Below are 25,623 nucleotides of genomic sequence, written 5' to 3' on the forward strand. Positions count from 1 at the left end.
TTAGTGCGCCTCGCCCTGATTGCCGGTCTGCTTTTCAGCAGCTGCGCCGGCCTGAGCGGCCGCGCCGCCTTCGGCTGCGGTGACCTGCTGCGGTGCACCGGGCTTCACGACGGTACCGGGGCGCAGGTTGACCAGCCCCTCCACGATCAGCTTGTCGCCGGGCTTGAGGCCATCGGTGACGATCCACTTGTCGCCGATCGCACGATCGACCGTGACCTGGCGCATTTCGGCTTTGTTATCCTTGCCCACGACCATGGCGGTCGCGCGGCCGCGCGCGTCGCGGCTGATGCCCTGCTGCGGCGCGAGGATAGCCTGTGTACGCTCGCCCTCGACCAGCTTGGCCCGGACATACATGCCGGGCAGCAACAGGCCGTCGGGGTTCGGGAAGATCGCACGCAACGTGACCGCGCCGGAGGTGGCATCCACCGTGACTTCGGAGAATTGCAGGCGCCCCTCGATCGGGTATAGGCTGCCGTTGGGCAGCACCAACTGGATACGCGCGCCCTGCGCCTCGCTGATGCCGCCCTTCTTCATCGCCTGCTTGAGGTCGATGATCTGGGCCGCCGATTGCGAAACGTCGACATAGACGCTGTCGGTACGCTGGATGGTGGTCAGCGCATCCGCCTGGCCCGCCTGCACCAATGCGCCCGGCGTGAAGAGCGAGCGGCTGATCCGGCCGGAGATGGGTGCGCGGATGCGGGTGAAATTCTGGTTCACCTGCGCCGCCTGAAGCGCGCCACGCTGCGCTGCAACATTGGCGCGCGCCTGCTGTGCGGTGGCATCCGCATTGTCATATTCTTGCTTCGACACGGCGTTGATGCCGACCAGTTCCTTGTAGCGCTGCGCCTGGAGCGCAGTGGAGCGGATCGCCGCCTGGGCATTGGCGAGCGAACCCTGCGCCTGCGCCAGTGCCGCGCGGTAAGGCGCATCCTCGATTTCGTAGAGCAATTGCCCCGCGCTGACATAGCCGCCTTCCTGGAACAGGCGGCGGCGGATGACGCCGCTGATCTGGGGACGAACCTCTGCCGTCTCTACCGCCACGATCCGGCCCGGCAACTCGTTCATCAACGGCGCCGACTCGGTATTGAGCGTGACGACTCCGACGGCGGGTGGCGGTGGCACGGGCTGCTGCTGCTGCCCGCACGCGCTCAGCGCGAAGGCTGACGCGCACGCCATTAGCCCGATGATTGTCCCCTTTTGCATCGCTTTACATCCGTTTTTTAGGGATCGAAGATTTGGAATGAACGTTCATTCCGCTTGCCCGGCAGGTACGATCATGGCAATGGGATTTCAAGAGGCAAAAAACGCCGAAAGGGTAAATATGGTTGCAGTGCAGCAAGAGAGAAACGGTCAGGCGCGGATTTTGACAGCTGCCCGCACTTTATTCAATAGCCACGGCTTTCACCAGACATCCATGGCCGAACTGGCGACGGCGGCGCAGGTGTCCGTCGGTCAGATCTATCGCCTGTTCAAGAGCAAGGAAGATATTATCGAGGCGCTGGTCCATGATGATGCCGACCAGTGGTGCAATCAGATGGACGCACTGCAAGTCCGCCTCGATGCAGCCGAATTGACGGTCGAACAGACATTCGAGCAATTGCTGCTGGAAACGATCGACGAAAAGGACGAAGCCTTGTCCTTCGACATATTGGCCGAAAGTTTCCGCAACAGCGAAGTGGCTGACACGATCGGCGCCATGTGCCAGCGGTTCCGCGTCTATATCCGCTATTTTGCCTGCGCGGCGAACGACACGCTGTCGGGCGAAGCGCTGGATGCCGCGGAAGACATGCTGTTGGCCTGCCTATTCGGCCTGGGTCACCGCAGTATATCGCGTCCACGCCTGTCCGCTCCGGTCGCGGCCGGACGAACAGCGCAGATGATCGTCGCCGCGCTGCGCGGTGTGCAATAGTCAGGTGATGCGGCGATAGATATCGACGGTTTCACGCGCGCACCGATCCCAGCCATAGCCACCCGCGACGGCCAGCCCGACCTCACGCGCCTGAGCACGCCAGGCATCATCGGTCAGCGCCTGCTCCAGATGGCGGGCGAAGCCGTCCACATCCTCTGGCTGGACCAGCATCGCCGCGCCGCCCGTGACTTCGGGCAGGCAGGACGCATTTGACACCACGGTCGGAATGCCACTGGCCATCGCCTCCACCGGCGGCAGGCCGAACCCTTCATAGACGGACGGATAAACGAACAGGGCCGCGCCGGCATAAAGAAGCGGCAGATCTTCGTCGGGCACGAAGCCCAGATAGCGAACCCATCCCTGCCGCGCCCCCTTGTCCATCAGGTCGCGGACGGAATCGCTGAGCCACCCTGCACCGCCGGTGACCATCAGCGGCCAGCGGGTGCGGACGGCGGGCGGCAGGGATTCCCATGCCCGCAGCAATTCGGTGATGCGCTTGCGCGGTTCGACGGTCGAGACACAGAGCGCATAGCCCCGATAGCCCAGATCGTAGCGGGCCAGTGCCGACGCGACCTCATCGGCAACGCGCGGGCGAAAGGCCGTGCTGGCGGCCAGCGGCACCGCTGTGACGCGCGACGGGTCGAGCGACAGGAAATCCGCGACTTCGGCGCGCGTCGTCTCGCTGTCCGTGATGAAATGCGCGGCGCGCTCCACCGACAGGCGGAAATAGCGCTCGAACTGCTGGAGCCGCGCCTGCGGATGGGTTTCGGGATAGCGGAAGACCGACAGGTCGTGGATGGTGATGACCCCGCCTTCCCCGGCGGCGGGCAGGAAATAATTGGGGCCGTGGAAGAGATGCGAGCGCATGACGCTGGCCTGCTGCAAATCACGCAACCAGCCGGTGCGCTTGCGGATCATGCGATGCAGCTTGTGGCGGCGTTTGCGCGGTACCGGCTCTTCAAGCAGGGTGGCCGGATCTTCGATCCATTCGCCGTTGCGATAGAAGCGGAGGGCATCGACAGACTGGCCGATGCGCTGCGCCAGTTCCCAGCTATAGCGACCGATCCCCGACAGGCGCGGCTCCAGCGCCTCCACCGAGAGGATGACGCGCAGGCTCATGCAGCGACGTTCCGCGACGCAGCATCCGCATACATCCGGGTCATGGCCCGGCCGACCGGTAGGATCATCGCGTCTTCATTCCCTGCACATCAAGGCGTAACAGCCCCCTAAACAATGCGGTAGCGGGCATAATGACCGATAGGCAAGCGCAAATCCGCAACGGCCGTCCCGTCCCGTGCCAGGCTCCATCCATCGCGCCTTTCGCTGCGCCGCCGCAACCTCCCGGCCTGCCGCGGCTTTAGCCTGCATAAGTTTTTTGAGAGGCATTTCATGCAGATAGAAGCGAGTTTCGACCGCGCTTATTTTGAAGCGCGGATGGAGCGCAACCGTCAGCTTGCTGCGCAGTCCAGCGATCCGAATATCCGTGACCTGCATCTGGAATATGTCCGCCTGTACGAACAATTGATGGAAGCGCCGCAGCCCGCCTGACGAGAAAGGGCGGCGCTTCCCTGCACCATCAGCGCGCCGCCCCTCCTTCGGGCAGGACGACAGCCGACCAGCTCTTGCCCGGCACCAGATATTTGGCTGCGAGGGCCTGCAACTGAGCCGGCGTCACGCTCAGCATATCCTGCGACATGTTCTTCATCGCTTCGACATAGCGGGCGTCGTGGGTCGCCCCCTCCATCTGGTTCATCCAGAAGGCATTTCCAGTGCTGGCGCGCATCAGCAGTTGGCGCATCGGCGCAACCGCACGTTGCAATTCATCGTCGCTGACCGGCGTTTTCGCGAGGTCTGCCGCCGTATCCTTCACCACGCCATAGAAATAGGCGATCCGGTCGGGCCGCACCTGGCTGGTGACGAGGATATAGCCGCCACTTTCATAGGAGAACGGCCAGTTGTTCTGGACGCTGGGCGAATAGGCGGCACCTTCGGTCGAACGCAGCTTGTCGAACAGACGATCGTTGAAAATCTGCGTCAATATTTCGAGCTGGCGCCCTTCCTTTTGCAGGTCAAAGCCGCCGGCGGTCGGCCAGGCCATGACGGCGGCTGCCTGTTCCTTGTCGCCCTTGTGCCGCAACACGACCGGCTTTTCGACATGAGCCGGGAAGCGCATCGCCTTGTTCGCGGCTGGCACTGGCACGTCGGGGCGAGCGGGCAGCGCGCCGAACGTGGCCGCGACCGCCTGGATCGCATCGTCGGCCTTCACCTGGCCGAAGATCTGCACCTCGATCGGCCCGGAGGCGAGGATCGGCTCCCAGGTCGCGCGGAACGCCTGCGGCGTCAGCCCGTCAATCTCCTCGCGGGACGGGGTGCGGAACCGCACATCCTTGTCATGCAGCAGCCAGTTGAGGTCGCGCCCCAGCACCGAATCCGGCGAACGCGACATGGCGTCGTAGGCAACTGTCGCGCCGGTCTTGACCCGCGCGAGTGGCGCGGGATCCCAGCCGGGTGCCGCCAGTTTGGTCGCGAACAGGCGCAACTGGTCCTTATAGTCGGCCGGGCGCGTCACCACCTGCATTTCAAAGGCATCATCGTCCGTATCGAAATCCATGCCCATGCGACGGCCATTGGTCAGGTCGTCCAGTTCGCGCTGGCCCAGCTTGCCGATGCCACTGGCGACCAGCGCATAGTCAGCGGCCCAACTCGGCACTGGCCTGGTCGGCGAGAAGGCCTGCTGACCATGGCCGAACCGGACGTTGATCCGCACCTTTTCCGTCTCCGCATCATTGGCAAAGAGCGTCAGCTTGACGCCGTTGGAGAAAGTGATGCTTTCCATCCCCTGCAAGGCGACCGGCGTGCGGGATACGACGGTACCGGGCGGGCCAAGTTTGGGCAGGTCGTCCATCGTGACCGCCTTGTCCGCCAGCCGCGCATTGGTGGCAGCCTTGACCGGGGCCGCAACGGCGGCGGCCAGCTTCGCGTCGAGGCCGGGCTGGACCTTGCCCGTCACCAAGAGCGCGCGGAAAACGCCGGCGGAGAAGAGGCGACGAGTGGAGTCGAGGATTTTCTGTGGCGTCATCGCCGGCTTGCCCGCGCGGAATATCTCGACGGCTGCGTCCGGGCTGACCGTGGTTTCGCGGATATCGACGGCGCTGACGAGGTCGCTGGCCTGCTTGGCCCCCGGTTCAGTGTCCGCATTTTCGACCTGGATGGAGAGCGCGGTGTCCATTTGCGCATATTCGCGGTCGATTTCGGCCTGGCTGGGCGGCGCAGCTTTTGCGTCCTCCACCACGGCACGGACGTCGGCCAGCGCCTTCTCCCAATTCTCGCCGGTCGGGATGATGGTCATGAAGGTGCCGTCGACGGAACGGCTGACATCCTGCTGCTCAACCCCGGCCTGAAGGAAGCTGCCCCCGCCCCGCGCCGCCTGCTCCAGCCGGCGGCTGATGATCTGCAACGCCAGCATGTCGGTCAGTTTGTCCTGATTGTATAGGATCGTGTCGGCATGGGGCGTCCAGGGACGCAGCCAGGCGAGCGTCAGGCCAAGCGGCACCCCCGGTTCCACCACAACGCGGGTAGCCGGCAACTTGGGATCGGGCGCACCGAAATCGGGCAAGGGCGCGCCCTTGCCGGGCACAGTCCAGTTGCCGAAATGATCCTTGATCAACTGTTCGGCCTGCGCCGGGTCGATATCGCCGGCAATCGCGATCACGGTATTTTCCGGGCGATACCAGCGTTGGTGGAAGGCCTCCACCTTGGCTGCGGTGGCGGCCGTCAGCGTCGCCACGGTGCCGATCGGCGCATGGTCGGCCAGCGGCTGGCCTGCGAAGAAATGGAGGCGGCTTGCGTCGGACATGCGCATTTGCGGCCCGTCGCTCTCGCGCCGCTCAGCCAGCACAACCGCCCGTTCCGCGTCAACGGCGCTATCCACGATATTGGGATCGGTCATCATGCCGGCGATGATCTTCATGCTTTCGGCAAGGCTGGCGGGCGTCGCCTGCGGCAGGTCGAGCGCATAGGTGGTGCCGGTCGGGGTCGTCGCTGCATTGCTGTCGCTGCCGAAGGTGACGCCAAGGCGCTGCCAGATACGTTTGGATTCGCCGTCCGGCACATGGCGCGAACCACGCATCGAAAGATGTTCGATAAAATGCGCGTAACCCAGTTCCTCGGGCCGCTCCATCAAGGAACCGGCATCGACCCGCAGACGCATCGACACCTGCCCCGGCGGCACGCCATTGCGGCGGACGGCGTAACGCAGGCCGTTGGGAAGCGTACCGAAATGCCAGGCGGGATCGATCGGCACGTCGCTATTTTCATAAAGCCACGGCCGCACCTGGGCCTGACCGACAGGCGCGCCCTGCGTGGCGGCGGCAGGAGCATTGTCGGTCCGGGCCGCAAGCGGCGCTCCCGACAGAAGCAAGGCAAGGACAGAGAGCGAAGCGGCCGAACGGCGGGGGGAAAAGCGCATAGGCATGGGAGCCTAGCGGCATTTTTATGAATGACTACTGACAAAGCGGTCATATCCGGGTTTGCGAGACCGCGCCATTCCTGACCCGTTCGGGCTGAGCCTGTCGGAGGGAGAAAGGTTTATCGCTGATGGGCGGGCTTTCCAGCCATGACACAGAAAAGGGAGAGGCCGCAGCGCAGGCCCCTCCCCTTTTTTAACCGTCTTTTTATATCAGCGCGGTGCGCCGGTACGCTGGACGGCGCTCTTGTGCGCGCCCACGCCACCCGGCTTGCGGGGACGACGGAAGGGCCGCTTTTCGCCGCCTTCCGCATCGGCGCGATGGGCGCGGTCGGGCGCGCCACGCTGCTGCTTCTGGCCGTCCTGATAGCGACGCTGGCCATCGGCGCGACGCGCCTGCTGCTGCGGCGTCTGGCTCGGTCCCTTCTTGGGCGCGGCGGGCTTGGGCAGGTTGCGGACCGCTTCCATGAAATTCTCCGGCAGCGGCTCGATTTCCAGCTTCACGCGCGTCGCACGCTCGATGGCCTTGAGATAAGGCCGTTCATCATCCGCCACGAAGCTGATCGCTACGCCCTCGGCACCCGCGCGCGCGGTGCGGCCGATGCGGTGGACATATTGTTCGGGGACGTTGGGGATTTCGAAGTTGATGACGTGGCTGACGCCCGACACGTCGATGCCGCGCGCGGCGATGTCGGTCGCGACCAGCAACTTCACCTTGCCCTGACGAAACGCCTGAAGCGCGGTGGTGCGCTGGCCCTGGCTCTTGTTGCCATGGATGGCGAAGGCATCGATGCCTGCACCTTCCAGGAAACGCACGACGCGGTCGGCACCATGCTTGGTGCGGGTGAAGATGAGCGCGCGGTCGATATCCTCATTCTTGAGGACGATGTGCAGCAACGCCTGCTTTTCCGCCTGATTGACGAAGGTCGCCTGCTGACGCACGCGCTCTGCCGTAGTCGATTGCGGGGCGACGCTGACCTTGACCGGATCGTTCAGGAACTGCGCGGCGAGCGCTTCGATCTCCTTGGGCATGGTGGCCGAGAAGAAGAGATTCTGGCGATCCTGCGGCAGCATCTTGGCGACGCGCTTCAGGGGATGGATGAAGCCCATGTCCATCATCTGGTCCGCTTCGTCGAGGACGAAGATTTCCGTGTCCTTGATGGTGAAGGCGCGCTGGTCGATCAGGTCGAGCAGGCGGCCGGGCGTCGCGACGACGATGTCGACGCCGGCCGACAGGGCGCGGATCTGCTTGCCGATCGGCACGCCGCCGAACACGGTTTCGACCGACAGCTTCAGGAAGCGGCCATAATCGCGGAAGCTCTGCGCGATCTGCGCGGCGAGTTCGCGGGTCGGGGCCAGGACCAGCATGCGGCAGCCCTTGATCGGGGTCGGCTTGGGATTGCGGGCGAAATAATCGAGGCTGGGCAGCGCGAAGGCCGCCGTCTTGCCCGTACCGGTCTGGGCGATGCCGCACAGATCGCGGCCTTCCAGCAGGACGGGGATCGCCTTTTGCTGGATCGGGGTCGGGGTGACGTAATTTTTGGAGGCGAGCGCCTTCATGATGGGCTCGGCGAGACCAAGTTCGTTGAATTGCATTTGGAAAACTCACAAGTGGGCCATGCGCCAACTTGCTCTGCGGACGCAGGAAGGGCGCGAGGCGGGTTACGAAACGACCCGCGTGAAAAGGGAAGCCTCAAGCTCGGCGCAGACTCTCATTGGCCGGTCCGTGGTCCTCGCCTGACCTGATGGTCACTTGGGATTGCGGACGATCACGCTGCCAATCGCTAGGGGACCGACGCGGTCCGTCTGCTGCGCTGCAACGCATATGGCGAAGTTGCATGCAAATAGCAAGCGGCCGCGCATAAATGCGCGGCCGCCCTTTAATCGGATATGGCGTCAGAGCGCCACTTCGGCATGCTTGCCCTTCATCTCGTCACGGACATCGCCGCCGAACAGCATCTTGAACACGCCCTTCAGCGACATGTCGGACCGCCAGATTTCAGCGTTGCCAAGATCGAAGCGCAGCATCAACAGATTGGGATCGTCGCGTCCTTCAGGGTACCAGGCTTCCACTTCCTTAGACCAGTAGCGGTCGATGATCGCGGGATCGGTTTCCGGCGCAAGCGCCCCTTCGATACAGGCGAAGAGATTATGATCCTTCGCCGCGAATTGCGCCATGGCCGGGCCGCCGGGCGCCAGCCTGTTGTCGCGCGATGTGTAGAACCAGAAGCAATGATCGGCCTTCGGATCGAGTTGTGCCGTCATCGGCAGGCTATGCTCCGTGCTGTGGCTCAGCCCCATCATGAGGAAGGGACTGGCCGACAGTTCGGCCCAGAAACGGTCGCGAATATCGGTGTCGTCGGCCATGAAACTCTCCTGTTGCGGTTTGCTGGTTCAATGGCTGGAACGCGCCGAAGTTCCGACATGGATCAGGCGAATACCATCATCACCCGCTGCGATTCCCCCTGTAATTTTTCGATGCGACGCACGATGACCATCAGCAATGCACCCGCCCCGATCGCGAACAGGGACGAAAACATGTCCAGCCATTGCGCGAAGATGAGAAGATCAAGATGGTCGGGATCATTGAACCGCCAAGCGATATTGGCGGCAAAATTTCCCGCAAGCCATAGCCCCCACCAACCGCGCAGAAGCGCTTCCGGCCAGAGCACCGCTTCGGGATCATGGGGATTGGCGCTGACTTTCCAGATTTCCACCATCGTCCGAAAGGGCATGACCAGATTGGCGAACGGCACGAAATGCCAGCCGATGGCCCATCCGGGCGTGGTTCCCATATTGCCGCCGCTCACGGCATGCGCCCTGTGCGACGCACGGCGGAGCCACAGGCAATAGGCAATCATCGTCACCAGCAATATCAGAAGGTAAACGACCGCCAGAAGCGCCGTGCGATCGTCATCGGCCTGAGCCGCAGCCGGATCGACACCGACGCCGGCACGCACCCCCGACAATAATGCAATGGTAAAAGCCCGCGATATCGCCGTCGCGCCTTCGATCAGGATGAACAGGCATAACAAAGCCCCCAACCACTTCGTCCGCGCACCCCCGGCAGTCTCTAAATCACGCATTCAGTCCCCCTCTTCCACCCGGACAGCCTTGCCGGAAAATGCAGGCACGGCAAGTGACACGCTTGATCTCTTCCACTGGCATCGCCACATGGAGCCCATGCTGATCGAAACCGAACTGACGCCCAATCCGGCGACCATCAAATTCCTGCCCGGCCGCGAGGTCATGGGCGCTGGTACGCGCGATTTCGCTACGCCCGAGGATGCCGAAGCCTCTCCGCTGGCGGATGCACTGTTCGGGCTGGGCGATGTGACCGGCGTCTTCTTTGGCAGCCACTTCGTGTCGGTCACGATCGCGCCCGGCGCGGAATGGTCCGACGTGAAGCCCGATGTCCTGGCGACTCTGCTGGAGCATTTCTCGGCGAACATGCCCTTGTTTACCCCCGGCAGCGCGTCCGGCATCACCGTCCCCGCCGAAGACTCCAGTTTCGCCGATGATCCGGAAGATGCCGAGATCATCGAGCAGATCCGCGACCTCATCGACACCCGCGTTCGCCCCGCCGTGGCGAATGACGGCGGCGACATCGTCTATCGCGGTTTCGACAAGGGCACCGTCTATCTCCAGATGCAGGGTGCCTGCTCGGGCTGCCCTTCGTCCAGCGCGACGCTCAAGAACGGCATCGAGCAGTTGCTCAAACATTATGTGCCCGAAGTGACCGAGGTGCGCGCGGTCTGATCGACCGTTTCGCACCGCGCGACATTTGGCAAATCCCGGCGGATGGACTAACCGCAGGACGAATCCATAGGATGTGGATGCGTAAGGGGAGTTTCGTTTGCGCCTTTTGGTGATCGACACCGCCACCCAGGCCCTGTCCGTCGCGCTGCTGGAACATGGGGTGCCTATCGGACGCTTTCACGAAGTCGTCGGGCGCGGCCATGCCGAAGCCCTGCTTCCGGCCATCGCCGCGCTGCCGGATGGCGGCCGTGCCGACGCGATTGCGGTGGACGTGGGACCGGGCAGTTTCACCGGCGTACGGATCGGCATCGCCGCGGCCCGCGCCCTGGCGCTGGCCTGGTCGATTCCGCTATACGGGTACAGCGCGCCTGCCATGATCGCCGCCAAGGCAGCACAGGCACATGGCGACGGACCGATCGCCGTGACCATCACGGGCGGCCATGGCGAATTGTTCTGGCAATGCTTCGCTGCGGACGGGTTGTGCGCGACCAGCGCCATTACCTCCACGCCGATCGCCGAACTGGCGACGACGCTCTGCGCCGACCTTTTATATGGCACCGGCGCAGAGGCGCTGGTGACAGCGCGTGGTGGCGGCACGGCCGTCAGCCTTTATCCCGATGCGGCGGACTATGGCCTGATCGCGGGGCTGGAGCCATTGCCGCCCAGCCCGATCTACGGACGTGGCGCCGACGCAAAGACGATCGCAGAACGCGCGGCGTCATGATCCCGGCCGTGCAACTCGACACCTATGACGACGGCGAGCGCAATGCGCTGGGTGACACGATGGATGTCATGGTCCGCGCCTTCGATCCCGTCTATGGCGAGGCCTGGACGCTGTCCCAACTATCCGGGGTGATGTTGATGCCCGGCACATGGCTGACGGTTGCGCGACTGGATGCCGCACCACTGGGCTTCGCTCTGGTACGGTCGGTGCTGGACGAATGCGAATTGCTGCTGCTGGCGGTCGATCCGATCTGGCGCGGACGCGGCGTCGGCGAAACGCTGTTACGACACAGTCTGCACACCGCACGGCGCAGAAGCATCACTTCCATGAACCTGGAAGTGCGTTCGACAAATAAGGCCGTCAAACTATACGAGAAAACAGGATTCGAATATGTGCATCGTCGCCCCGGTTACTATCGCGGTAATGACGGTCAACTTCATGATGCGCTGAGTTTCCGCATCGACATGCTGAGTTGATACAATAGGCCCTTGCGAAATCCTGTGGCAAGGTCTAGCGAACATATACCGCTCCTGAAACAAATTCCTCGGGCGGGTCGCACAACAATATAGCCTTGTAGGAAACGGTAAAATGGAAACCGAATCGGCCCAGAGCGAGCTGCTCATTACTTTGACGTCGGACATTGTCGCTGCCCACGTCTCCAACAACAGCGTAGCTGTCTCGGATGTGTCTACGCTGATCCAGAATGTACATGCCGCGCTTTCCAGCCTCAGCCAGCCCGCACCCGTGCCGGAAGTGAAGCCGGAACCCGCCGTTTCGGTGCGTTCGTCGATCAAGCCCGACTACATCATCTGCCTGGAAGACGGCAAGAAGCTCAAGATGCTGAAGCGCCACCTGATGACCCATTATCAGATGACGCCGGATGATTATCGCGCCAAGTGGGGCCTGCCGGCCGACTATCCGATGGTCGCCCCCAATTATGCCGAACAGCGCCGCAATCTGGCGAAGAAGATCGGCCTGGGTACCAAGCGTCGTCGTACCGGTCGGGCCGCCAAGTAATCGGCTAGCCAAAGACTGTCGTCTGACGGAAAGGGGCGCGTCGCCGACGCGCCCCTTTCCTGTTTGGGGAAAAGCCGCTAGGCTTTGCTCCACCCTTCGCAAAAGCAATCAAGCGAGCCTGCATGAACCGCAAAATCGACGTCGAAGCCCTGTGTCACGAAAAAGGGCTGCGCATCACCGAACAGCGCCGCGTCATCGCCCAGGTGTTGAGCGACGCCACTGATCACCCCGATGTCGAGGAACTGCACAAACGGTCCGCCGCTATCGACCCCGGCATCTCGATCGCGACGGTATATCGCACCGTGCGCCTGTTCGAGGAAGCCGGCATTCTGGATCGTCATGACTTCGGTGACGGCCGCGCCCGCTATGAAGCGGCACCGGAATCGCATCATGACCATTTGATCGACGTCGAGACAGGCAATGTCATCGAGTTCGTCGATCCCGAACTGGAATTGCTCCAGAAACAGATTGCCGAGAAGCTGGGCTTCCGCCTGGTCGACCACCGCATGGAACTGTACGGCGTCGCGCTCGACCGCAAGGACTGATCGAGTTTGGCCAGCATCCGTCGCCTGTTGCGGTTGGCGGCGCTGGCCGGCAGCCTGCTGATCTGCCTTCTTCCCCATCTGCTGTGGCGCATCATGCGCCGCCCTTCCCCATGGCCGCGCCGCTTCCTGGCGCTTGCTGCCCGGTCCGTCGGCGCAAGGGTCGAGATAGCCGGACACCCGCATGCCGGCGACATGGTCCTGCTCGCCAACCATGTCAGCTGGATCGACATATTGGCGCTGGGCGGTGCAACCGGTGCCGCCTTCGTTTCCCATGACGGGGTGGCCCGCTGGCCGGTGATCGGCTGGCTGGCAGCGCAGAACAACACGCTGTTCGTCGCCCGTGAACGGCGCGGCGCGCTGTCGGGCCAGCTGGATGCGTTGCGCGCGGCGCTGCTGGGGCATCAGCCCGTGGCGCTCTTCCCCGAAGGCACGACGAGCGACGGCAGCGGCTTGCTGCCGTTCAAGCCGTCCCTGCTGGCGGTATTGTTGCCACCGCCCCGCGCGGTGATGATCCAGCCGCTACACATCGATTATGGCGCGGATACCGCCGCCATCGCATGGCATGGCGATGAGGCGGCCGGCGCCAATGCGAAACGGGTATTGGGTCGCAAGGGGCCGCTGGTCGTGACGCTGCGCTTCCTGCCGCCGTTCGACCCTGCCGCCTGCGCCGACCGCAAGGTCATCGCCGCCATGGCGCATGAACGGATTGGCCAGAGCATATCCGCGCATCAGCACCCTTCCGCTTGCGCGGCTCCGCCTGTATAGCGGCTAGGATGAATCGTACCGACGCCCCAAAGACTCCAGCGACTTTCCACGTCAAATCCTTCGGCTGCCAGATGAACGTCTATGATGGCGAGCGCATGGCCGAGATGCTGGGCACGCGCGGCATGACCGCCGCGGCCGATGGCGCCGATGCCGATCTGGTCATCCTGAACACGTGCCACATTCGCGAAAAGGCGGTGGACAAGGTCTATTCCGATATCGGCCGCATGGTGCGCGACGATGGCAGTCGTCCGATGATCGCAGTCGCCGGTTGCGTCGCGCAGGCGGAAGGCAGCGAGATCCAGCGCCGGGCGCGCAATGTCGACATCGTCGTCGGCCCGCAGGCCTATCACCGCCTGCCCGACCTGATCGACAAGGTGGGACGCGGGGAGGAAGCCGTGGATACGGACATGCCCCTGGCGTCCAAATTCGGCGCCTTGCCAGCCCGTACCAAGCAGGCCCGGCCGACCGCTTTCCTGACGATCATGGAAGGCTGCGACAAATTCTGCACTTATTGCGTGGTGCCCTATACGCGCGGCGCGGAAATCAGCCGTTCATGGGGCGCGATCATCGACGAAGCCAAGGCGCTGGTCGATGGTGGCGTGCGCGAAATCACGCTGCTGGGCCAGAATGTGAACGCCTGGACCGGTGAGGACGACAAGGGCCGGATGCAGGGCATGGACGGCCTTGCCCGCGAACTGGCGAAGATCAGCGACCTGAAGCGCATCCGCTATACGACCAGCCATCCCAACGACATGAGCGACGGCCTGATCGCGGCGCATGGCGACGAACCCAAGCTGATGCCGTTCCTGCACCTGCCGGTGCAATCGGGCAATGACCGTATCCTGAAAGCCATGAACCGCAGTCATAGCGTCGAAAGCTATCTGCGCATCATCGAGCGGGTGCGAGAGGCACGGCCGGACATTGCGCTGTCGGGTGACTTCATCGTCGGCTTCCCCGGCGAAACGGACGCGGAGTTCGAAGATACGCTGAAGATCGTGGAGCAGGTGCGCTATTCGCAATGCTACAGCTTCAAATATAGTCCCCGTCCCGGCACTCCGGCGGCCGACATGGATCACCATATCCCGGCGGCGGTGATGGACGATCGGCTCGCCCGTCTTCAGGCCGTCATCAATCGCCATCAGGTGGCGTTCAACACCGCCACCGTCGGGCGCACCACCGATATCCTGCTGGAGCGCAAGGGCCGCTATCCCGGTCAGTTGATCGGCAAGTCGCCCTGGCTTCAGTCGGTCGTCGTGACCGCGCCGGATCTTAATATCGGCGACATGGTTGAAGTCGATATCATCACTGCCGGCCCGAACAGCCTGGCCGGCGAACTTAGCAGGAGGAAGGCCGCTTGAACCAAAACACCGTCGTTCCCGCGCTTGCAGGAACTCATCTTCGCCCCTGTCCACCAGGATCGAACGGCGGAAGATGGATACTCGCCTTTGCGAGGATGACGGACGGAACAGGGGGCTGACCATGGGCAAGAAACCGAACCACCACCATCGCGAAGATGCTACCGAGCGGGCACGGCTGGAGGTCGTCTTCGAACGACCGCATCTGCTGACCACCCTGTTTGGCCAATATGACCAGAATCTGGTCGCGATCGAAAACAGGCTGGGCGTCTATATTGCCGCGCGGGGCAACAAGTTGCAGATCGAGGGCGAAGCACACGCCGCCAACCGCGCGCGGGACGTGATGACCGGCCTCTATAATCGCATCGTCGCGGGGCAGGAAATCGACGCCGGCGCGGTCGAGGCGGTGATCGCCATGTCATCCGAGCCGACGCTGGACGGCATCATCCGCAGCGATGTCGCCGAACCGCCCAAGGTGATGATCCGCACGCGCAAGAAGACGATCGTGCCGCGCAGCGCGACGCAGGTCACCTATATGGAGGCGCTGAACCGCAACGACATCATCTTCGCGCTGGGTCCGGCAGGCACCGGCAAGACCTATCTGGCGGTGGCGCAGGCGGTGAGCCAGCTCATCAATGGCAGCGTCGACCGGCTGATCCTGTCTCGCCCTGCCGTGGAAGCCGGGGAGAAACTGGGCTTCCTGCCGGGCGACATGAAGGAAAAGGTCGATCCCTATCTTCGCCCGATCTACGATGCGCTACACGATACGTTGCCGGCCGAACAGGTGGAACGGCGGATCGCGAGCGGCGAGATCGAGATCGCGCCGCTGGCCTTCATGCGCGGCCGGACGCTGGCCAACGCCTTCATCGTGCTGGACGAGGCGCAGAATACCACCATCGCGCAGATGAAGATGTTCCTGACCCGCTTCGGCGAAGGCAGCCGCATGGTGATTTGCGGCGACCCCAAGCAGGTCGACCTTCCGCAGCCGGGCACATCGGGCCTGGCGGACGCGGTCGCGCGGCTGGACGGGGTGGAAGGCATCGCCATGGTGCCGTTCGGCATTGGCGACGTCGTGCGCCATCCGGTGGTCGGGCGGATCGTCCAGGCCTATGAGGGGCCAGATGCCTGAATTCCACGGAAAGAAACAAAATGATTGAAGTTGCCGTCCTCCATGAAGAAGGCTGGCCGGGTATCGACTGGGAGTTTCTGGCCCAGCGCGCCGTGGCCAGCGCCATCGCGCACAGCCCCTATGCCGCCTTCGCAGCGGACCAGACCCTGTATGAGGTGGCGGTCAAGCTGACGTCGGACGAGGAAGTCCATAGCCTGAACCGCGCCTATCGCGACAAGGACAAGCCGACCAACGTCCTGTCCTTTCCGATGGTGCAGGATGATCTGCTCCAGGCGACGGCCAATACCGACGATGGCGAAGTTTTGCTGGGCGATATCGTGCTGGCGGAGGGTGTTTGCATCGCCGAAGCCACGGAAAAAGGTATTTCCGTCGCCGACCATGCCACGCATCTGATCGTCCACGGGACTTTTCATTTGCTTGGATATGACCATATGGACGACAATGAAGCTGAAGCAATGGAAGCGCTGGAAACAGCCGCGCTCTTGAGCATGGGTTTGTCCGATCCCTATGGGGATCGAAATACAGGGGATTGAAGGACATTATGGCTGACGGCAGTCCGAAGGACGGCACCGCTTCGAAAGAAGGGGACAGTAGCAACGAGGGCGGATTATGGAGCGGCATCAAGTCGCTTCTGTTCGGCGAGGGCGAGGAAACCAGTCTCCGCAAGGAACTGGAGGAAGCGCTCGACGAATATGACGAGGATGAGCAGGACGAGAATGCCACCCCGCCCGCCAAGGGCGACCTGTCCGCGATTGAGCGGCAGATGGTGCGCAACCTGCTCCATTTTTCCGAACATACGGTCGATGACGTCGCCGTGCCCCGCGCGGACATCGTCGCGATCGAGGAAAAGGCGAGCTTCGCCGACCTCGCCGCTTTGTTCGCCGAGGCCGGGCATAGCCGCGTGCCGGTCTATCGCGAGACGCTTGATACGATAGTCGGCATGATCCACATTCGCGACGCCTTCGCCATCCTGGCGGGAAAAGCGCCGGTGCCGGAAACGCTGGAGCCGTTGATCCGCCAGCCACTCTATGTGCCTGAGAGCATGGGCGCACTCGACCTGCTGGCCGAAATGCGCGCCAAGCGGACGCATCTGGCCATCGTGCTGGATGAATATTCGGGCACGGAAGGGTTGCTGACCTTCGAGGATCTGGTCGAGGAAATCGTCGGCGACGTCGAAGATGAGCATGACGATGCGCCCGAAGCCATGCTGGTGCCACTCGATGGCGGCCTTTGGGACGCCGATGCCCGCGCCGAACTGGACGATGTCGCGGACGAGATCGACGAGAAACTGGGCGAGGTCGAGGAGGATGTCGATACGCTGGGCGGTCTTGCCTTCGTGCTGGCTGGCCGCGTGCCGGAACCGGGCGAGATACTCGACCATGGACCTAGCGGCTGGAAGCTGGAGATCGTCGCCAGCGATGGCCGTCGCGTAACCCGCCTGCGCCTGCACCCGCCGGTCGAACGGGAAGAGGTGGAGGAATAATCCCTCCACCACTCTTTTAATCGGCAATTTTTCGATACAGAGGCGAAATGTTAAGCCTGCGCGGGCAAAGCTTGTCATTGAGACATAGGGCTTAATCGTCCTTCGATACATATGGCAGGCCATGCGAAACGAGCGTAGTAAATTTCAGAGCGGTGGCAGTGCGGATATGATGTTCGCCGCGCCATGGTCCCCGGTCGAGAGGTTGCTGCTGTCGGTTCTGTGCGCCGCGACCCTGTTCTTCGCCATCATCACCCCGCCCTTCCAGGCACCGGACGAGAACCAGCATTATATGAAGGCGCTGGCGCTGATGCAGGGCGATGTCCTGACCCGGCAGATGGGCGATGCAATTGGCGTCGACCTGCCCCGCGCGGCGCTGGACATTCATGCGGTGGATTTCCCGACCGACGTGCCGCCGACGCCGCGCCGGTTCGAGCGCGCGCAGATCGGCGATAGTGCGCAGGCCGATGCGGGACGGACCGGCACCGCCTTTGCCGATTTCCCCAATGTCGCCAGCTATGCGCCTAGCCTCTATGCACCGGGCGCGGCCGGGTTGATGCTCGGCAAGGCGATCGGCCTGCCCTGGATCGACGCTTTCTATGTGGGGCGGCTGGTCAATGCGCTGATGGGACTGGTACTGCTGATCGCGGCGTTGCGGCTATTGCCGTTCGGGCGCAACGCGCTGCTGGCGACCGCGCTGCTGCCGACCTTCGCCTATCAGACCGGATCGCTGTCCCCCGACGCGGTCATCAACGGGCTGGGCTTTCTGGGGCTTGCACTGGCGCTGCGGACCGGGTTCATGACGGCCACACCGGCGCAATCGGCCGCCCTGCTGATGACAGGCCCATTGCTGGCGCTGTGCAAGGGAGTCTACCTGCCACTGATGGCGGCGGGCTTGCGCTGGCAACAACATCGCCGCGATCTGCGGCCGGGTCTGATCCTGGGCGCCATGGCGCTGGGCGCTTTCGCCTTTGTCGGGTGGATGCACTATTCGGGTGGCAGCCAGGCGCTGTACCATATCCAGTCGCGCCGGACGGGCGAGACGATGATGACCGCGCCGCTCGGCGAGCAGCTCAAAATCGTGCTGCATGATCCACTGGGCTATGTCCGCATCCTTGTCAGCAGCGTGGTGGAGCGAGCGCCCGTCTATGCGTTGCAGATCGTCGGGCGGTTCGGCTGGAATGCGATCCTGCTGCCGCTGGTCGCATATCCGCTGGCCATGCTGATGCTGGGGACCGGCATAGCCAATGGCAGCGGCGCGCGCTTTGGCATCGGCCAGCGCCTGTGGTGGCTGGCGATGGCGGCGGGCGTTGCCTTGCTGATCGAAACGGCCATGTATCTGACCGGGACGCCGCTGGGCGCGGACTATATCCAGGGGACGCAGGGGCGCTATTTCCTGCCCATCCTGCCGCTGGTGCTGCTCGCTCTGTCTCCGGCGGATGCGGTGCGAGGCGCGCAGAAATTGTTCGCGATCGCCGCGATCCTGCTGGCCGCGATCGCCGCCGCGACCGTGTTCGACAGTTTCTGGATCCACGGCTTCATCACCAGCGACGGCATGCCGCCGCATGGCAGTATCGGCCGCGCGCTCCTGCTACCCTCGCCGCGCTGGTAGCCAGAGGCGGCAGAAGGCGAGCCAGCCCAGCCCCTCGATCCAGCCGGCGGTGACGTCGCTTGGCCAGTGGACGCCGAGCCAGACGCGGCTGATGCCGATAAGCGCGATCATCGCGGCGGCCGCCCAATAGCCGGCGGGACGCGCGATCAGCAGGGCCAGCGCACCGAAGAACATAATGTTACCTGCCGCATGCCCGCTGGGGAAACTGTAGGTGTGCACATTGTCCAGATGCGGCAAAAGGTCGGGGCGCGGTGCGGCGAATATCTGTTTGAGGATCAGGTTCAGCGCGGTGCCACCGGCCATCATCGCCGCCAGCCACAAGGCCCCCTTTCGCCGTCCGGCCCAGAACAGCGCGCCCAGCGACAGAGCCAGCAATATCAGTCGGCCCGCCGTTCCACCGATCGCGGAGGCGCTCCGCATCCAGGGCGTGACATGCTGTCCCACAATGCTATCGCGCGCAGCCCCTGCCCGCTCCATCAGTCCGATGTTCAGCCCGTCGAGCCAGCCCGTACGCTGCATGAGCGCAATCGCCAGCACGCAAAAAAGCGCGAGAGCCAAAGCCCCCGCGCCTTTCAGCATAGCTTTGCGCCGATCAGATATGGAGCGCACGCCCATAGGCCGCCAGCACGCTTTCATGCATGGATTCGCTGATCGTAGGATGCGGGAACACGGTGTGCATCAGCTCCGCTTCGGTCGTTTCCAGCGTCTTGCCGATGGTATAGCCCTGGATCATTTCCGTGACCTCCGCACCGATCATGTGCGCGCCCAGCAATTCGCCGGTCTTGGCGTCAAAAACGGTCTTGGTGAAGCCTTCAGCCTCACCCAGCGCGATCGCCTTGCCATTGCCGATGAAGGGGAACATGCCGACCTTCACCTCGTAACCCGCTTCCTTCGCCTTGGCTTCGGTCAGGCCCACGCTGGCGATCTGCGGATGGCAGTAGGTGCAGCCTGGAATGTTGCGCGGGTCCATGGCGTGGGGATGCTTGCCCGCAATGGCTTCGGCGACGATCACGCCTTCATGGCTGGCCTTGTGCGCCAGCCATGGCGGCGCGGTGATGTCACCGATGGCCCAGACGCCGTCGACATTGGTCTTGCAGGTCGGATCGGTCTTCAGGAATCCGCGATCGTCCATGGCGATGCCCGCTTCCTTCAGGCCGATGTCCGCCGTGTTCGGTACGATGCCGATGGCGACGATGACATGGCTATATTCGGCGGTCGCAGACTTGCCGTCCTTGTCCTTGATCGTCGCGGTTATGCCCTTCGCGCCATTTTCGATCTTTTCGATCGCGGCCTTGGTCATGATGGTCATGCCCTGCTTCTTGAGCGCCTTTTCCAGGAAAGCGGACACATCCGCATCCTCGACCGGCACGATGCGATCCATCATTTCGACTACGGTGACGTCCGCGCCCATGTCGTTATAGAAGCTGGCAAATTCGATGCCGATCGCGCCCGATCCGATGACCAGCAGCTTTGACGGCATTTCCGCCGGGGTCATGGCGTGGCGGTAGGTCCACACACGCTTGCCGTCGGCAGGCAGGTTGGGCAGGTCGCGCGCGCGTGCGCCGGTGGCCAGAACGATGTTCTTGGCCGTCAGTTCTTCGGTCTTGCCGTCCTTCGTAACAGACAGCTTGCCTTTGCCGACCAGCTTGCCGTCGCCCATATGGACGGTGATCTTGTTCTTCTTCATCAGGTGCGTGACGCCCTGATTGAGCTGCTTGGCGACGCCGCGCGACCGCTTCACCACGGCGGCGATGTCGGCGCTGATCTTCTCGGCCGCCAAGCCATAATCGCTGGCATGCTGCATATAGTGGAAGATTTCCGCCGAGCGCAGCAGCGCCTTGGTCGGGATGCAGCCCCAGTTGAGGCAGATGCCGCCGAGATTTTCGCGCTCCACGATCGCGGTTTTCAGGCCCAGTTGGGCCGAACGGATGGCAGCCACATAGCCGCCGGGGCCGGAGCCCAGAACGATGACGTCGTAATTCTCAGCCATGGTCAGTCTCTCTATTCTTACTTCGCCGCGCCGGTTTCGGTCGGCAGGGGCGGAACGGAACGGGGCTGGCGATCTTCACCGATCGCCACGAAGCTGAAGGTCGCGTGGGTGACGCGATAGGAACGGTCGTCATGACGCGCGCGGCGCCATGCCTCGACATAGATTTTCATCGACGTGCGACCGACGGATTTGAGCGTTGCAAAAACCGAAACCTCGTCGCCGACCACGACAGGGCGGAGGAAGGTCATCCCTTCCACCGCGATGGTCACGGCGCGGCCGTGGCTGTGCCGGGCGGCGACGGACCCAGCCGCCGAATCCATCAGGCTCATCAACCAACCACCGAAAATATCCCCATAGGGATTGGTGTCGGTCGGCATTGCGATGACCCGCACCGCCGGACTGATATCCGGCGGGGTTTCGTCGACATAGGCCATCAGGCGAGCAGGCCGATCGGGTTTTCGATCAGTTGCTTGAACGCCTGCATCAGGCGGGCGCCGTCGGCGCCGTCGATCGCGCGATGGTCGAAGCTGCCGGTGGCCGACATGACGGTCGCGATCTGGACCGCATCCTCGACAATGTACGGCCGCTTCTCACCGGCACCGATCGCCATGATCATGGCCTGGGGCGGGTTGATGACGGCTTCGAACTGCTTGATGCCGAACATGCCCATGTTGGAGAGCGACGCTGTGCCGCCCTGATATTCCTCGGGCTTCAGCTTGCCGTCCTTGGCGCGGGTGGCCAGGTCCTTCATCGCGGTCGAAATGGAGGCGACGCCCTTGCCCGCCGCGTCGGTGACGATGGGCGTGATCAGGCCGCCGGGGATCGACACGGCGACGCTGATGTCGGCGCGCTTGAATTGCAGCATCTGGTCGCCCGCAAACTGCACGTTGCACTCGGGCACCTGCTCCAGCGCTACGCCCAGCGCCTTGATCAGCAGGTCATTGACCGACAGCTTGACCTTGCGGCTTTCAAGGCCGGCGTTCAGTTCGCCGCGCAGCTTGAGCAGCTTGTCGAGCTGAATGTCGACGGTCAGGTAGATGTGCGGCACCTGCTGCTTGGATTCGGTCAGGCGACGGGCGATCGTCTTGCGCATGCCGCTGAGCTTCACGACCTCGTGCGGGATGCCGAAATCCTGCGCGGCGGCTGCGACCGGTGCTGGGGCTGCGGCGGCCGGGGCAGCAGCAGCGGGCGCGACAGTCGGAGCAGCGGCGGGGGCGCCAGCCTTGGCGCCTTCGATGTCGGCCTTCACGACGCGGCCATTGGTGCCGGTGCCGGTGACGCTGGCAAGATCGATGCCCTTGGCTTCGGCAAGGCGGCGAGCCAGCGGGCTGGCCTTGATGCGGTCGCCCGACGACACGGCGGGTGCTGCGGCGGCCTTGGCGGGAACGGGGTCGGCCTTGGGCGCGGCGGCCTCGGCCTTTTCGGCAGTCACGTCCGCTTTGGGAGCCGGAGCGGCGTCAGCCTTGCCACCACCGGCTGCGACGGCCGCGACGTCTTCACCTTCCTCGGCGATGATGGCAATGACGGTGCCGACCTTCACGCCTTCGCTGCCTTCCGAAACCAGGATCTTGGCGATCACGCCTTCATCCACGGCCTCGAATTCCATCGTCGCCTTGTCGGTTTCGATCTCGGCAAGCAGGTCGCCCGACGACACGGTGTCGCCTTCCTTGACCAGCCATTTGGCCAGCGTCCCTTCCTCCATCGTCGGGGACAAAGCGGGCATCTGGATCGTCTTGCTCATGCTTTCGGGCCTCTTCTTGGCTTTACGGCTATAGTCGTTGGGCCGTGTTTTCACCCATTCGCCGCTTTGGTCAAGCGACGGCGTGCCTGACCCGCTTTTAAGGCTCGCATTTTACCGCTATGGTTAGATGGTGCCTTTTGCAGAAACATCGGGCCATAAATAGCATGCGGGAGCGATAAAAAGTGCGGACATATCTGGTCGTCGTGGACGAATCGCCCGAAGCCGAAACCGCGCTGCGCTTCGCCGCGCGCCGCGCTGCCAAGACGGGTGGCGCCGTCCGCATCCTGGCATTGATCCCGCCGGCTGAATTCGTCCAGTGGGGCGGCGTGCAGGCGACGATGGAGGATGAGGCGTTGCAACGCGCCGAAGCGCTGGTGACCAGCGCGGCCGGCACGCTGACCGATGAATCCGGCATCCGTCCTAGCATCACCGTGCGACAGGGCGACGCCGTCGCAGTGGTACGTGGCACGCTGGAGGAGATGGAAGATGTCGCGGCGCTCGTGCTGGGTGCGGCGGCGAGCGGCAATCCGGGCAAGCTGGTGACGCACTTTGCCGGCGCGGATGCGGGCAAGCTGCCCTGCCCATTGATGATCATTCCGGGCGGACTGGACAGCGACGCGATTGATCGGCTGAGTTGATATAATCGTCATTGCGAGCGCAGCGAAGCCATCCACGATGCGCGCATGGATGGCTTCGCTGCGCTCGCAATGGCGGGTTCAGCGCTTATGCTTGCCGCGCTTTGCGCCGATATGACGGATATTCTTCGGGCGTCCACGATGGACGACGCCAGGGCGGGTACGGTCCCGCTTCATCGGTCCACCGCGCGGCGCGGGACTGTCGGGCAGTTCGAAGCGTAGCGAACCGTTGATCGGGTCTGCCTCCGCCAGACGCAGTTCGAGGCGTTGACCGACCGTGTAGCGATCGCCGCTATCCACGCCCTGCAACGCCTTGCCGGCTTCGTCGTAGAAGAAATGTTCAGCGCCCATGGTCGATACCGGCACCAGCCCGTCGCCGCCCAGCCCATCGACGGTGGCGAAGAATCCGAAATTCTGGACGCCGGTGATGCGCGCCTTGACCACTTCGCCGACATGGGCGGCAAGGAAGGCGGCGACATAGCGATCGACCGTCTCCCGCTCCGCCTCCATCGCGCGGCGTTCATGGCCGGAGATCATCTCGCCGACCAGCCCCATATTCTCATAATCATCCTGGCTGAGCGAGGAGCGGTCCGGGATCGCCTTGTCCTTTGGCGCGGGCAGATCGAGGCCATAGGCGCCGACCAGCGCGCGGTGAACCAGAAGGTCCGCATAGCGGCGAATGGGGGAGGTGAAATGGGCATAGCTGCCCAGCGCGAGGCCGAAATGGCCCATATTCTGTGGCGCATAATAGGCCTGTGTCTGGCTGCGCAGAATCTGGGTCATGATCTGCTCCTTCTCCTCCGACTCCCCGACCTTGCGGATCAGGGCGTTGAAGGTCGCGGGGCGGATCACCTGCCCCAGCGCGAAGTCGATGTCGAAGGTCGCCAGATATTCCTTGAGCGCCACCAGTTTATCGCGGCCCGGCGTTTCGTGGACGCGGTACATGACCGGCGCCTTCTTCGCCTCCAGCGCCTTGGCCGCCGCGACATTGGCCGCGATCATATAATCCTCGATCAGCATATGGGCGTCGAGCCGTTCGCGCACGGCGACGCTGACGATCTTGCCAAACTCGTCCAGCACCACCCGCCGCTCGGGCAGGTCGAGCGCCAGCGGATCGCGCGCCTTGCGTGCCTTCTGCAACAACGCCCAGCAGGCCCAGAGCGGCTTGAGGGCGGCGTCAAACAATGCGTCCGCCCGCTCGCGCGAGTTGCTCAATGCGCCATCCGAGGGCGTACCGTCGATCGCCGCCTGCGCATCTTCATAGGCCAGCACCGCTGCAACGCGGATCACGGCGCGGGTGAAGCGCCAGGCCGTAACCTTGCCCTGCGCGTTGATGGTGAGGTGGCAGGCCATCGCCGCCCGATCCTGCCCGGCGCGCAGCGAACACATGTCGGACGACAGTTCGTGCGGCAACATCGGCACGACCTGATCGGGGAAATAGACGCTGTTGCCGCGTTTGCGGGCTTCCTTGTCCAGCGCGCTGCCGGGGCGGACATAATAGCTGACGTCGGCGATGGCGACGATCGCCTTGTAGCCGCCGACATTGCCCTCGTCCTCGTCCGGCGCGGCCCAGACTGCGTCGTCATGGTCGCGCGCGTCTGACGGGTCGATGGCGACGATCGGCAAATGGCGCAGATCCTCGCGCTTGTCCTCATGCAGCGGCAGGGCCGATGCCTTGGTCGCTTCCTCCTCCACCCGATCCGGGAAGACATGGGGGATGCCATGTTTGTGGATGGCGATCAGGCTGAAACTGCGCGGGGCGAAGGGGTCGCCGAGAATATCCGTAACGCGGGCGGAAATGCGCGGCGGGCGTCCATGGGGTTCGGCGAGCACGAGGTCGCCGGGCTTGGCGGTGCCGACGTCGCTGATCAACGTATCCTTGCGGATGCGCTTGTCGACCGGGCGGAGCCACAGCTTGCCGTCGGCCATCTGCTCGACCACGCCCAGCAATTCCTCGCTGGCCTTGGCGAGTTTCTTCATCGGGTGCGCGACCCAGCCGCGCCCGGCTTCCTCGGTACGGGCGAGGATGCGGTCGCCGATCGTCAGCGCACCGCGTTTGCCGCGTTCGACTACGCGCAGCCGGGGCGCGGGCTGGCCTTCGGCTTCCCACCGTTCGGGGGTAGCGATCAGGGTCGTGTCATCCACATCGACGATGCGCAGCACCGTGACCTTGGGCACGCCGCCCATCTTGTGGAAGGCGCGGGCGGGGCCGAGGTCGATCAGCCCTTCGTCCGCCATGTCCTTGAGCAGCGCCTTGAGCGCGATCTTTTCCTGCCCTTTGAGACCGAATGCCTTGGCGATTTCACGCTTGCCGGCGGGCTGGTCGGACGTCGTGATGAATTCCACCACCTCGTCGCGGGTCGGGAAGCCGGCCGGGCGCACCTTTGTGCGGGCCGGGGCGGATGTCTTGCTCTTGTGGGTCGATGCCATGGACCAGCTATAGGGACGCGGCGGCGGCGATACCAGCGCTATGGCGGGGCGACAGGGACGCTTCGTT

At 63.7% G+C, this 25,623-nt stretch carries 25 protein-coding genes; 14 read left to right on the forward strand and 11 right to left on the reverse strand.

Going from position 1 to position 25,623, the window contains the following annotated elements; genetic code table 11:
- Nucleotides 1–1,203, reverse strand: a complete 1,203-nt coding sequence (locus ASE85_RS21800; RefSeq protein ID WP_056693958.1) for an efflux RND transporter periplasmic adaptor subunit — start codon at nucleotides 1,201–1,203, stop codon at nucleotides 1–3.
- 118 nt (nucleotides 1,204–1,321) lie between these two features.
- Between ASE85_RS21800 and ASE85_RS21805 the strand changes: the two genes are divergently transcribed.
- Complete coding sequence (locus ASE85_RS21805; RefSeq protein ID WP_056693962.1) at nucleotides 1,322–1,909, forward strand: TetR/AcrR family transcriptional regulator; 588 nt, start codon at nucleotides 1,322–1,324, stop codon at nucleotides 1,907–1,909.
- Here the strand turns inward: ASE85_RS21805 and ASE85_RS21810 are convergent, their stop codons facing one another.
- The gene (locus ASE85_RS21810; RefSeq protein ID WP_082462974.1) at nucleotides 1,910–3,028 is read right to left on the reverse strand and encodes a glycosyltransferase family 4 protein; all 1,119 of its coding nucleotides are present in this window, start codon (nucleotides 3,026–3,028) and stop codon (nucleotides 1,910–1,912) included. It abuts the gene before it with no gap.
- 270 nt (nucleotides 3,029–3,298) lie between these two features.
- Here ASE85_RS21810 and ASE85_RS23630 point away from each other — a divergent pair, with 270 nt between their 5' ends.
- Nucleotides 3,299–3,457 (forward strand): hypothetical protein, encoded by a 159-nt coding sequence (locus ASE85_RS23630; protein WP_200928432.1) that lies wholly within the window; start codon nucleotides 3,299–3,301, stop codon nucleotides 3,455–3,457.
- A gap of 28 nt (nucleotides 3,458–3,485) precedes the next feature.
- Here ASE85_RS23630 and ASE85_RS21815 read toward each other — a convergent pair whose 3' ends face one another.
- The 4 genes from ASE85_RS21815 to ASE85_RS21830 all read right to left on the reverse strand — a co-directional run bounded on the left by ASE85_RS21815 (nucleotide 3,486) and on the right by ASE85_RS21830 (nucleotide 9,460).
- The gene (locus ASE85_RS21815) at nucleotides 3,486–6,377 is read right to left on the reverse strand and encodes a M16 family metallopeptidase (protein WP_056693965.1); all 2,892 of its coding nucleotides are present in this window, start codon (nucleotides 6,375–6,377) and stop codon (nucleotides 3,486–3,488) included.
- Nucleotides 6,378–6,587: 210 nt separating this feature from the next.
- Entirely contained in the window at nucleotides 6,588–7,970 is a 1,383-nt protein-coding gene (locus tag ASE85_RS21820) for a DEAD/DEAH box helicase (protein WP_056693968.1), read from the reverse strand.
- 300 nt (nucleotides 7,971–8,270) lie between these two features.
- Nucleotides 8,271–8,741 (reverse strand): pyridoxamine 5'-phosphate oxidase family protein, encoded by a 471-nt coding sequence (locus tag ASE85_RS21825; protein ID WP_056693971.1) that lies wholly within the window; start codon nucleotides 8,739–8,741, stop codon nucleotides 8,271–8,273.
- 62 nt (nucleotides 8,742–8,803) lie between these two features.
- Nucleotides 8,804–9,460, reverse strand: a complete 657-nt coding sequence (locus ASE85_RS21830) for a DUF4328 domain-containing protein (RefSeq protein WP_082462975.1) — start codon at nucleotides 9,458–9,460, stop codon at nucleotides 8,804–8,806.
- Nucleotides 9,461–9,557: 97 nt separating this feature from the next.
- Between ASE85_RS21830 and ASE85_RS21835 the strand changes: the two genes are divergently transcribed.
- The 11 genes from ASE85_RS21835 (at nucleotide 9,558) to ASE85_RS21885 (ending at nucleotide 18,760) form a co-directional block, all read left to right on the forward strand.
- Nucleotides 9,558–10,133 carry a NifU family protein gene (locus ASE85_RS21835; RefSeq protein ID WP_056694177.1) on the forward strand — a complete coding sequence of 192 codons (576 nt, stop codon included), beginning with the start codon at nucleotides 9,558–9,560 and terminating at the stop codon, nucleotides 10,131–10,133.
- A 97-nt stretch (nucleotides 10,134–10,230) separates the two neighbouring features.
- Nucleotides 10,231–10,857, forward strand: coding sequence for a tRNA (adenosine(37)-N6)-threonylcarbamoyltransferase complex dimerization subunit type 1 TsaB (tsaB, locus tag ASE85_RS21840; protein WP_056693977.1), 627 nt, complete (start codon nucleotides 10,231–10,233; stop codon nucleotides 10,855–10,857).
- Nucleotides 10,854–11,333 carry a GNAT family N-acetyltransferase gene (locus tag ASE85_RS21845; protein ID WP_056693980.1) on the forward strand — a complete coding sequence of 160 codons (480 nt, stop codon included), beginning with the start codon at nucleotides 10,854–10,856 and terminating at the stop codon, nucleotides 11,331–11,333. Before tsaB ends, ASE85_RS21845 begins: the two co-directional genes overlap by 4 nt.
- 112 nt (nucleotides 11,334–11,445) lie before the next feature.
- On the forward strand, nucleotides 11,446–11,874 hold the full coding sequence (locus ASE85_RS21850) for a MucR family transcriptional regulator (protein ID WP_056693983.1): 429 nt from the start codon (nucleotides 11,446–11,448) through the stop codon (nucleotides 11,872–11,874).
- Nucleotides 11,875–11,996: 122 nt separating this feature from the next.
- Nucleotides 11,997–12,419 carry a Fur family transcriptional regulator gene (locus tag ASE85_RS21855; protein WP_056693986.1) on the forward strand — a complete coding sequence of 141 codons (423 nt, stop codon included), beginning with the start codon at nucleotides 11,997–11,999 and terminating at the stop codon, nucleotides 12,417–12,419.
- 6 nt (nucleotides 12,420–12,425) lie between these two features.
- Nucleotides 12,426–13,184: a lysophospholipid acyltransferase family protein gene (locus ASE85_RS21860; protein ID WP_056693988.1), complete on the forward strand. Its 759-nt coding sequence runs from the start codon at nucleotides 12,426–12,428 to the stop codon at nucleotides 13,182–13,184.
- Between the two features lie 8 nt (nucleotides 13,185–13,192).
- The gene (gene miaB / locus ASE85_RS21865) at nucleotides 13,193–14,542 is read left to right on the forward strand and encodes a tRNA (N6-isopentenyl adenosine(37)-C2)-methylthiotransferase MiaB (RefSeq protein WP_056693991.1); all 1,350 of its coding nucleotides are present in this window, start codon (nucleotides 13,193–13,195) and stop codon (nucleotides 14,540–14,542) included.
- A 121-nt stretch (nucleotides 14,543–14,663) separates the two neighbouring features.
- On the forward strand, nucleotides 14,664–15,668 hold the full coding sequence (locus ASE85_RS21870) for a PhoH family protein (RefSeq protein WP_056693994.1): 1,005 nt from the start codon (nucleotides 14,664–14,666) through the stop codon (nucleotides 15,666–15,668).
- Between the two features lie 20 nt (nucleotides 15,669–15,688).
- Nucleotides 15,689–16,201: an rRNA maturation RNase YbeY gene (ybeY, locus tag ASE85_RS21875; protein ID WP_056693997.1), complete on the forward strand. Its 513-nt coding sequence runs from the start codon at nucleotides 15,689–15,691 to the stop codon at nucleotides 16,199–16,201.
- Nucleotides 16,202–16,209: 8 nt separating this feature from the next.
- Nucleotides 16,210–17,151, forward strand: a complete 942-nt coding sequence (locus ASE85_RS21880; RefSeq protein ID WP_056694000.1) for a hemolysin family protein — start codon at nucleotides 16,210–16,212, stop codon at nucleotides 17,149–17,151.
- Nucleotides 17,152–17,317: 166 nt separating this feature from the next.
- Nucleotides 17,318–18,760: a DUF2142 domain-containing protein gene (locus tag ASE85_RS21885; protein ID WP_235523659.1), complete on the forward strand. Its 1,443-nt coding sequence runs from the start codon at nucleotides 17,318–17,320 to the stop codon at nucleotides 18,758–18,760.
- Here ASE85_RS21885 and ASE85_RS21890 read toward each other — a convergent pair.
- The 4 genes from ASE85_RS21890 to ASE85_RS21905 are packed head-to-tail and all read right to left on the reverse strand — an operon-like array spanning nucleotide 18,740 to nucleotide 22,491.
- Nucleotides 18,740–19,375, reverse strand: a complete 636-nt coding sequence (locus ASE85_RS21890) for a phosphatase PAP2 family protein (protein ID WP_056694004.1) — start codon at nucleotides 19,373–19,375, stop codon at nucleotides 18,740–18,742. The genes ASE85_RS21885 and ASE85_RS21890 overlap by 21 nt on opposite strands.
- Nucleotides 19,353–20,750, reverse strand: coding sequence for a dihydrolipoyl dehydrogenase (gene lpdA / locus ASE85_RS21895; protein WP_056694007.1), 1,398 nt, complete (start codon nucleotides 20,748–20,750; stop codon nucleotides 19,353–19,355). The genes ASE85_RS21890 and lpdA overlap by 23 nt, the downstream gene beginning before the upstream one ends.
- A 17-nt stretch (nucleotides 20,751–20,767) precedes the next feature.
- A complete protein-coding gene (locus tag ASE85_RS21900; protein ID WP_056694010.1) occupies nucleotides 20,768–21,184 on the reverse strand; it encodes an acyl-CoA thioesterase in 417 nt (138 codons plus the stop codon).
- Nucleotides 21,184–22,491 carry a pyruvate dehydrogenase complex dihydrolipoamide acetyltransferase gene (locus ASE85_RS21905; RefSeq protein ID WP_056694013.1) on the reverse strand — a complete coding sequence of 436 codons (1,308 nt, stop codon included), beginning with the start codon at nucleotides 22,489–22,491 and terminating at the stop codon, nucleotides 21,184–21,186. The genes ASE85_RS21900 and ASE85_RS21905 overlap by 1 nt, the downstream gene beginning before the upstream one ends.
- A gap of 182 nt (nucleotides 22,492–22,673) precedes the next feature.
- Between ASE85_RS21905 and ASE85_RS21910 the strand changes: the two genes are divergently transcribed.
- Nucleotides 22,674–23,129, forward strand: a complete 456-nt coding sequence (locus tag ASE85_RS21910) for a universal stress protein (RefSeq protein WP_056694016.1) — start codon at nucleotides 22,674–22,676, stop codon at nucleotides 23,127–23,129.
- 78 nt (nucleotides 23,130–23,207) lie between these two features.
- Here the strand turns inward: ASE85_RS21910 and rnr are convergent, their stop codons facing one another.
- A complete protein-coding gene (gene rnr / locus ASE85_RS21915) occupies nucleotides 23,208–25,556 on the reverse strand; it encodes a ribonuclease R (RefSeq protein ID WP_056694019.1) in 2,349 nt (782 codons plus the stop codon).
- Between the last annotated feature and the right edge of the window lie 67 nt (nucleotides 25,557–25,623).

This window comes from Sphingobium sp. Leaf26 (assembly GCF_001421665.1).
Classification (GTDB): domain Bacteria; phylum Pseudomonadota; class Alphaproteobacteria; order Sphingomonadales; family Sphingomonadaceae; genus Sphingobium.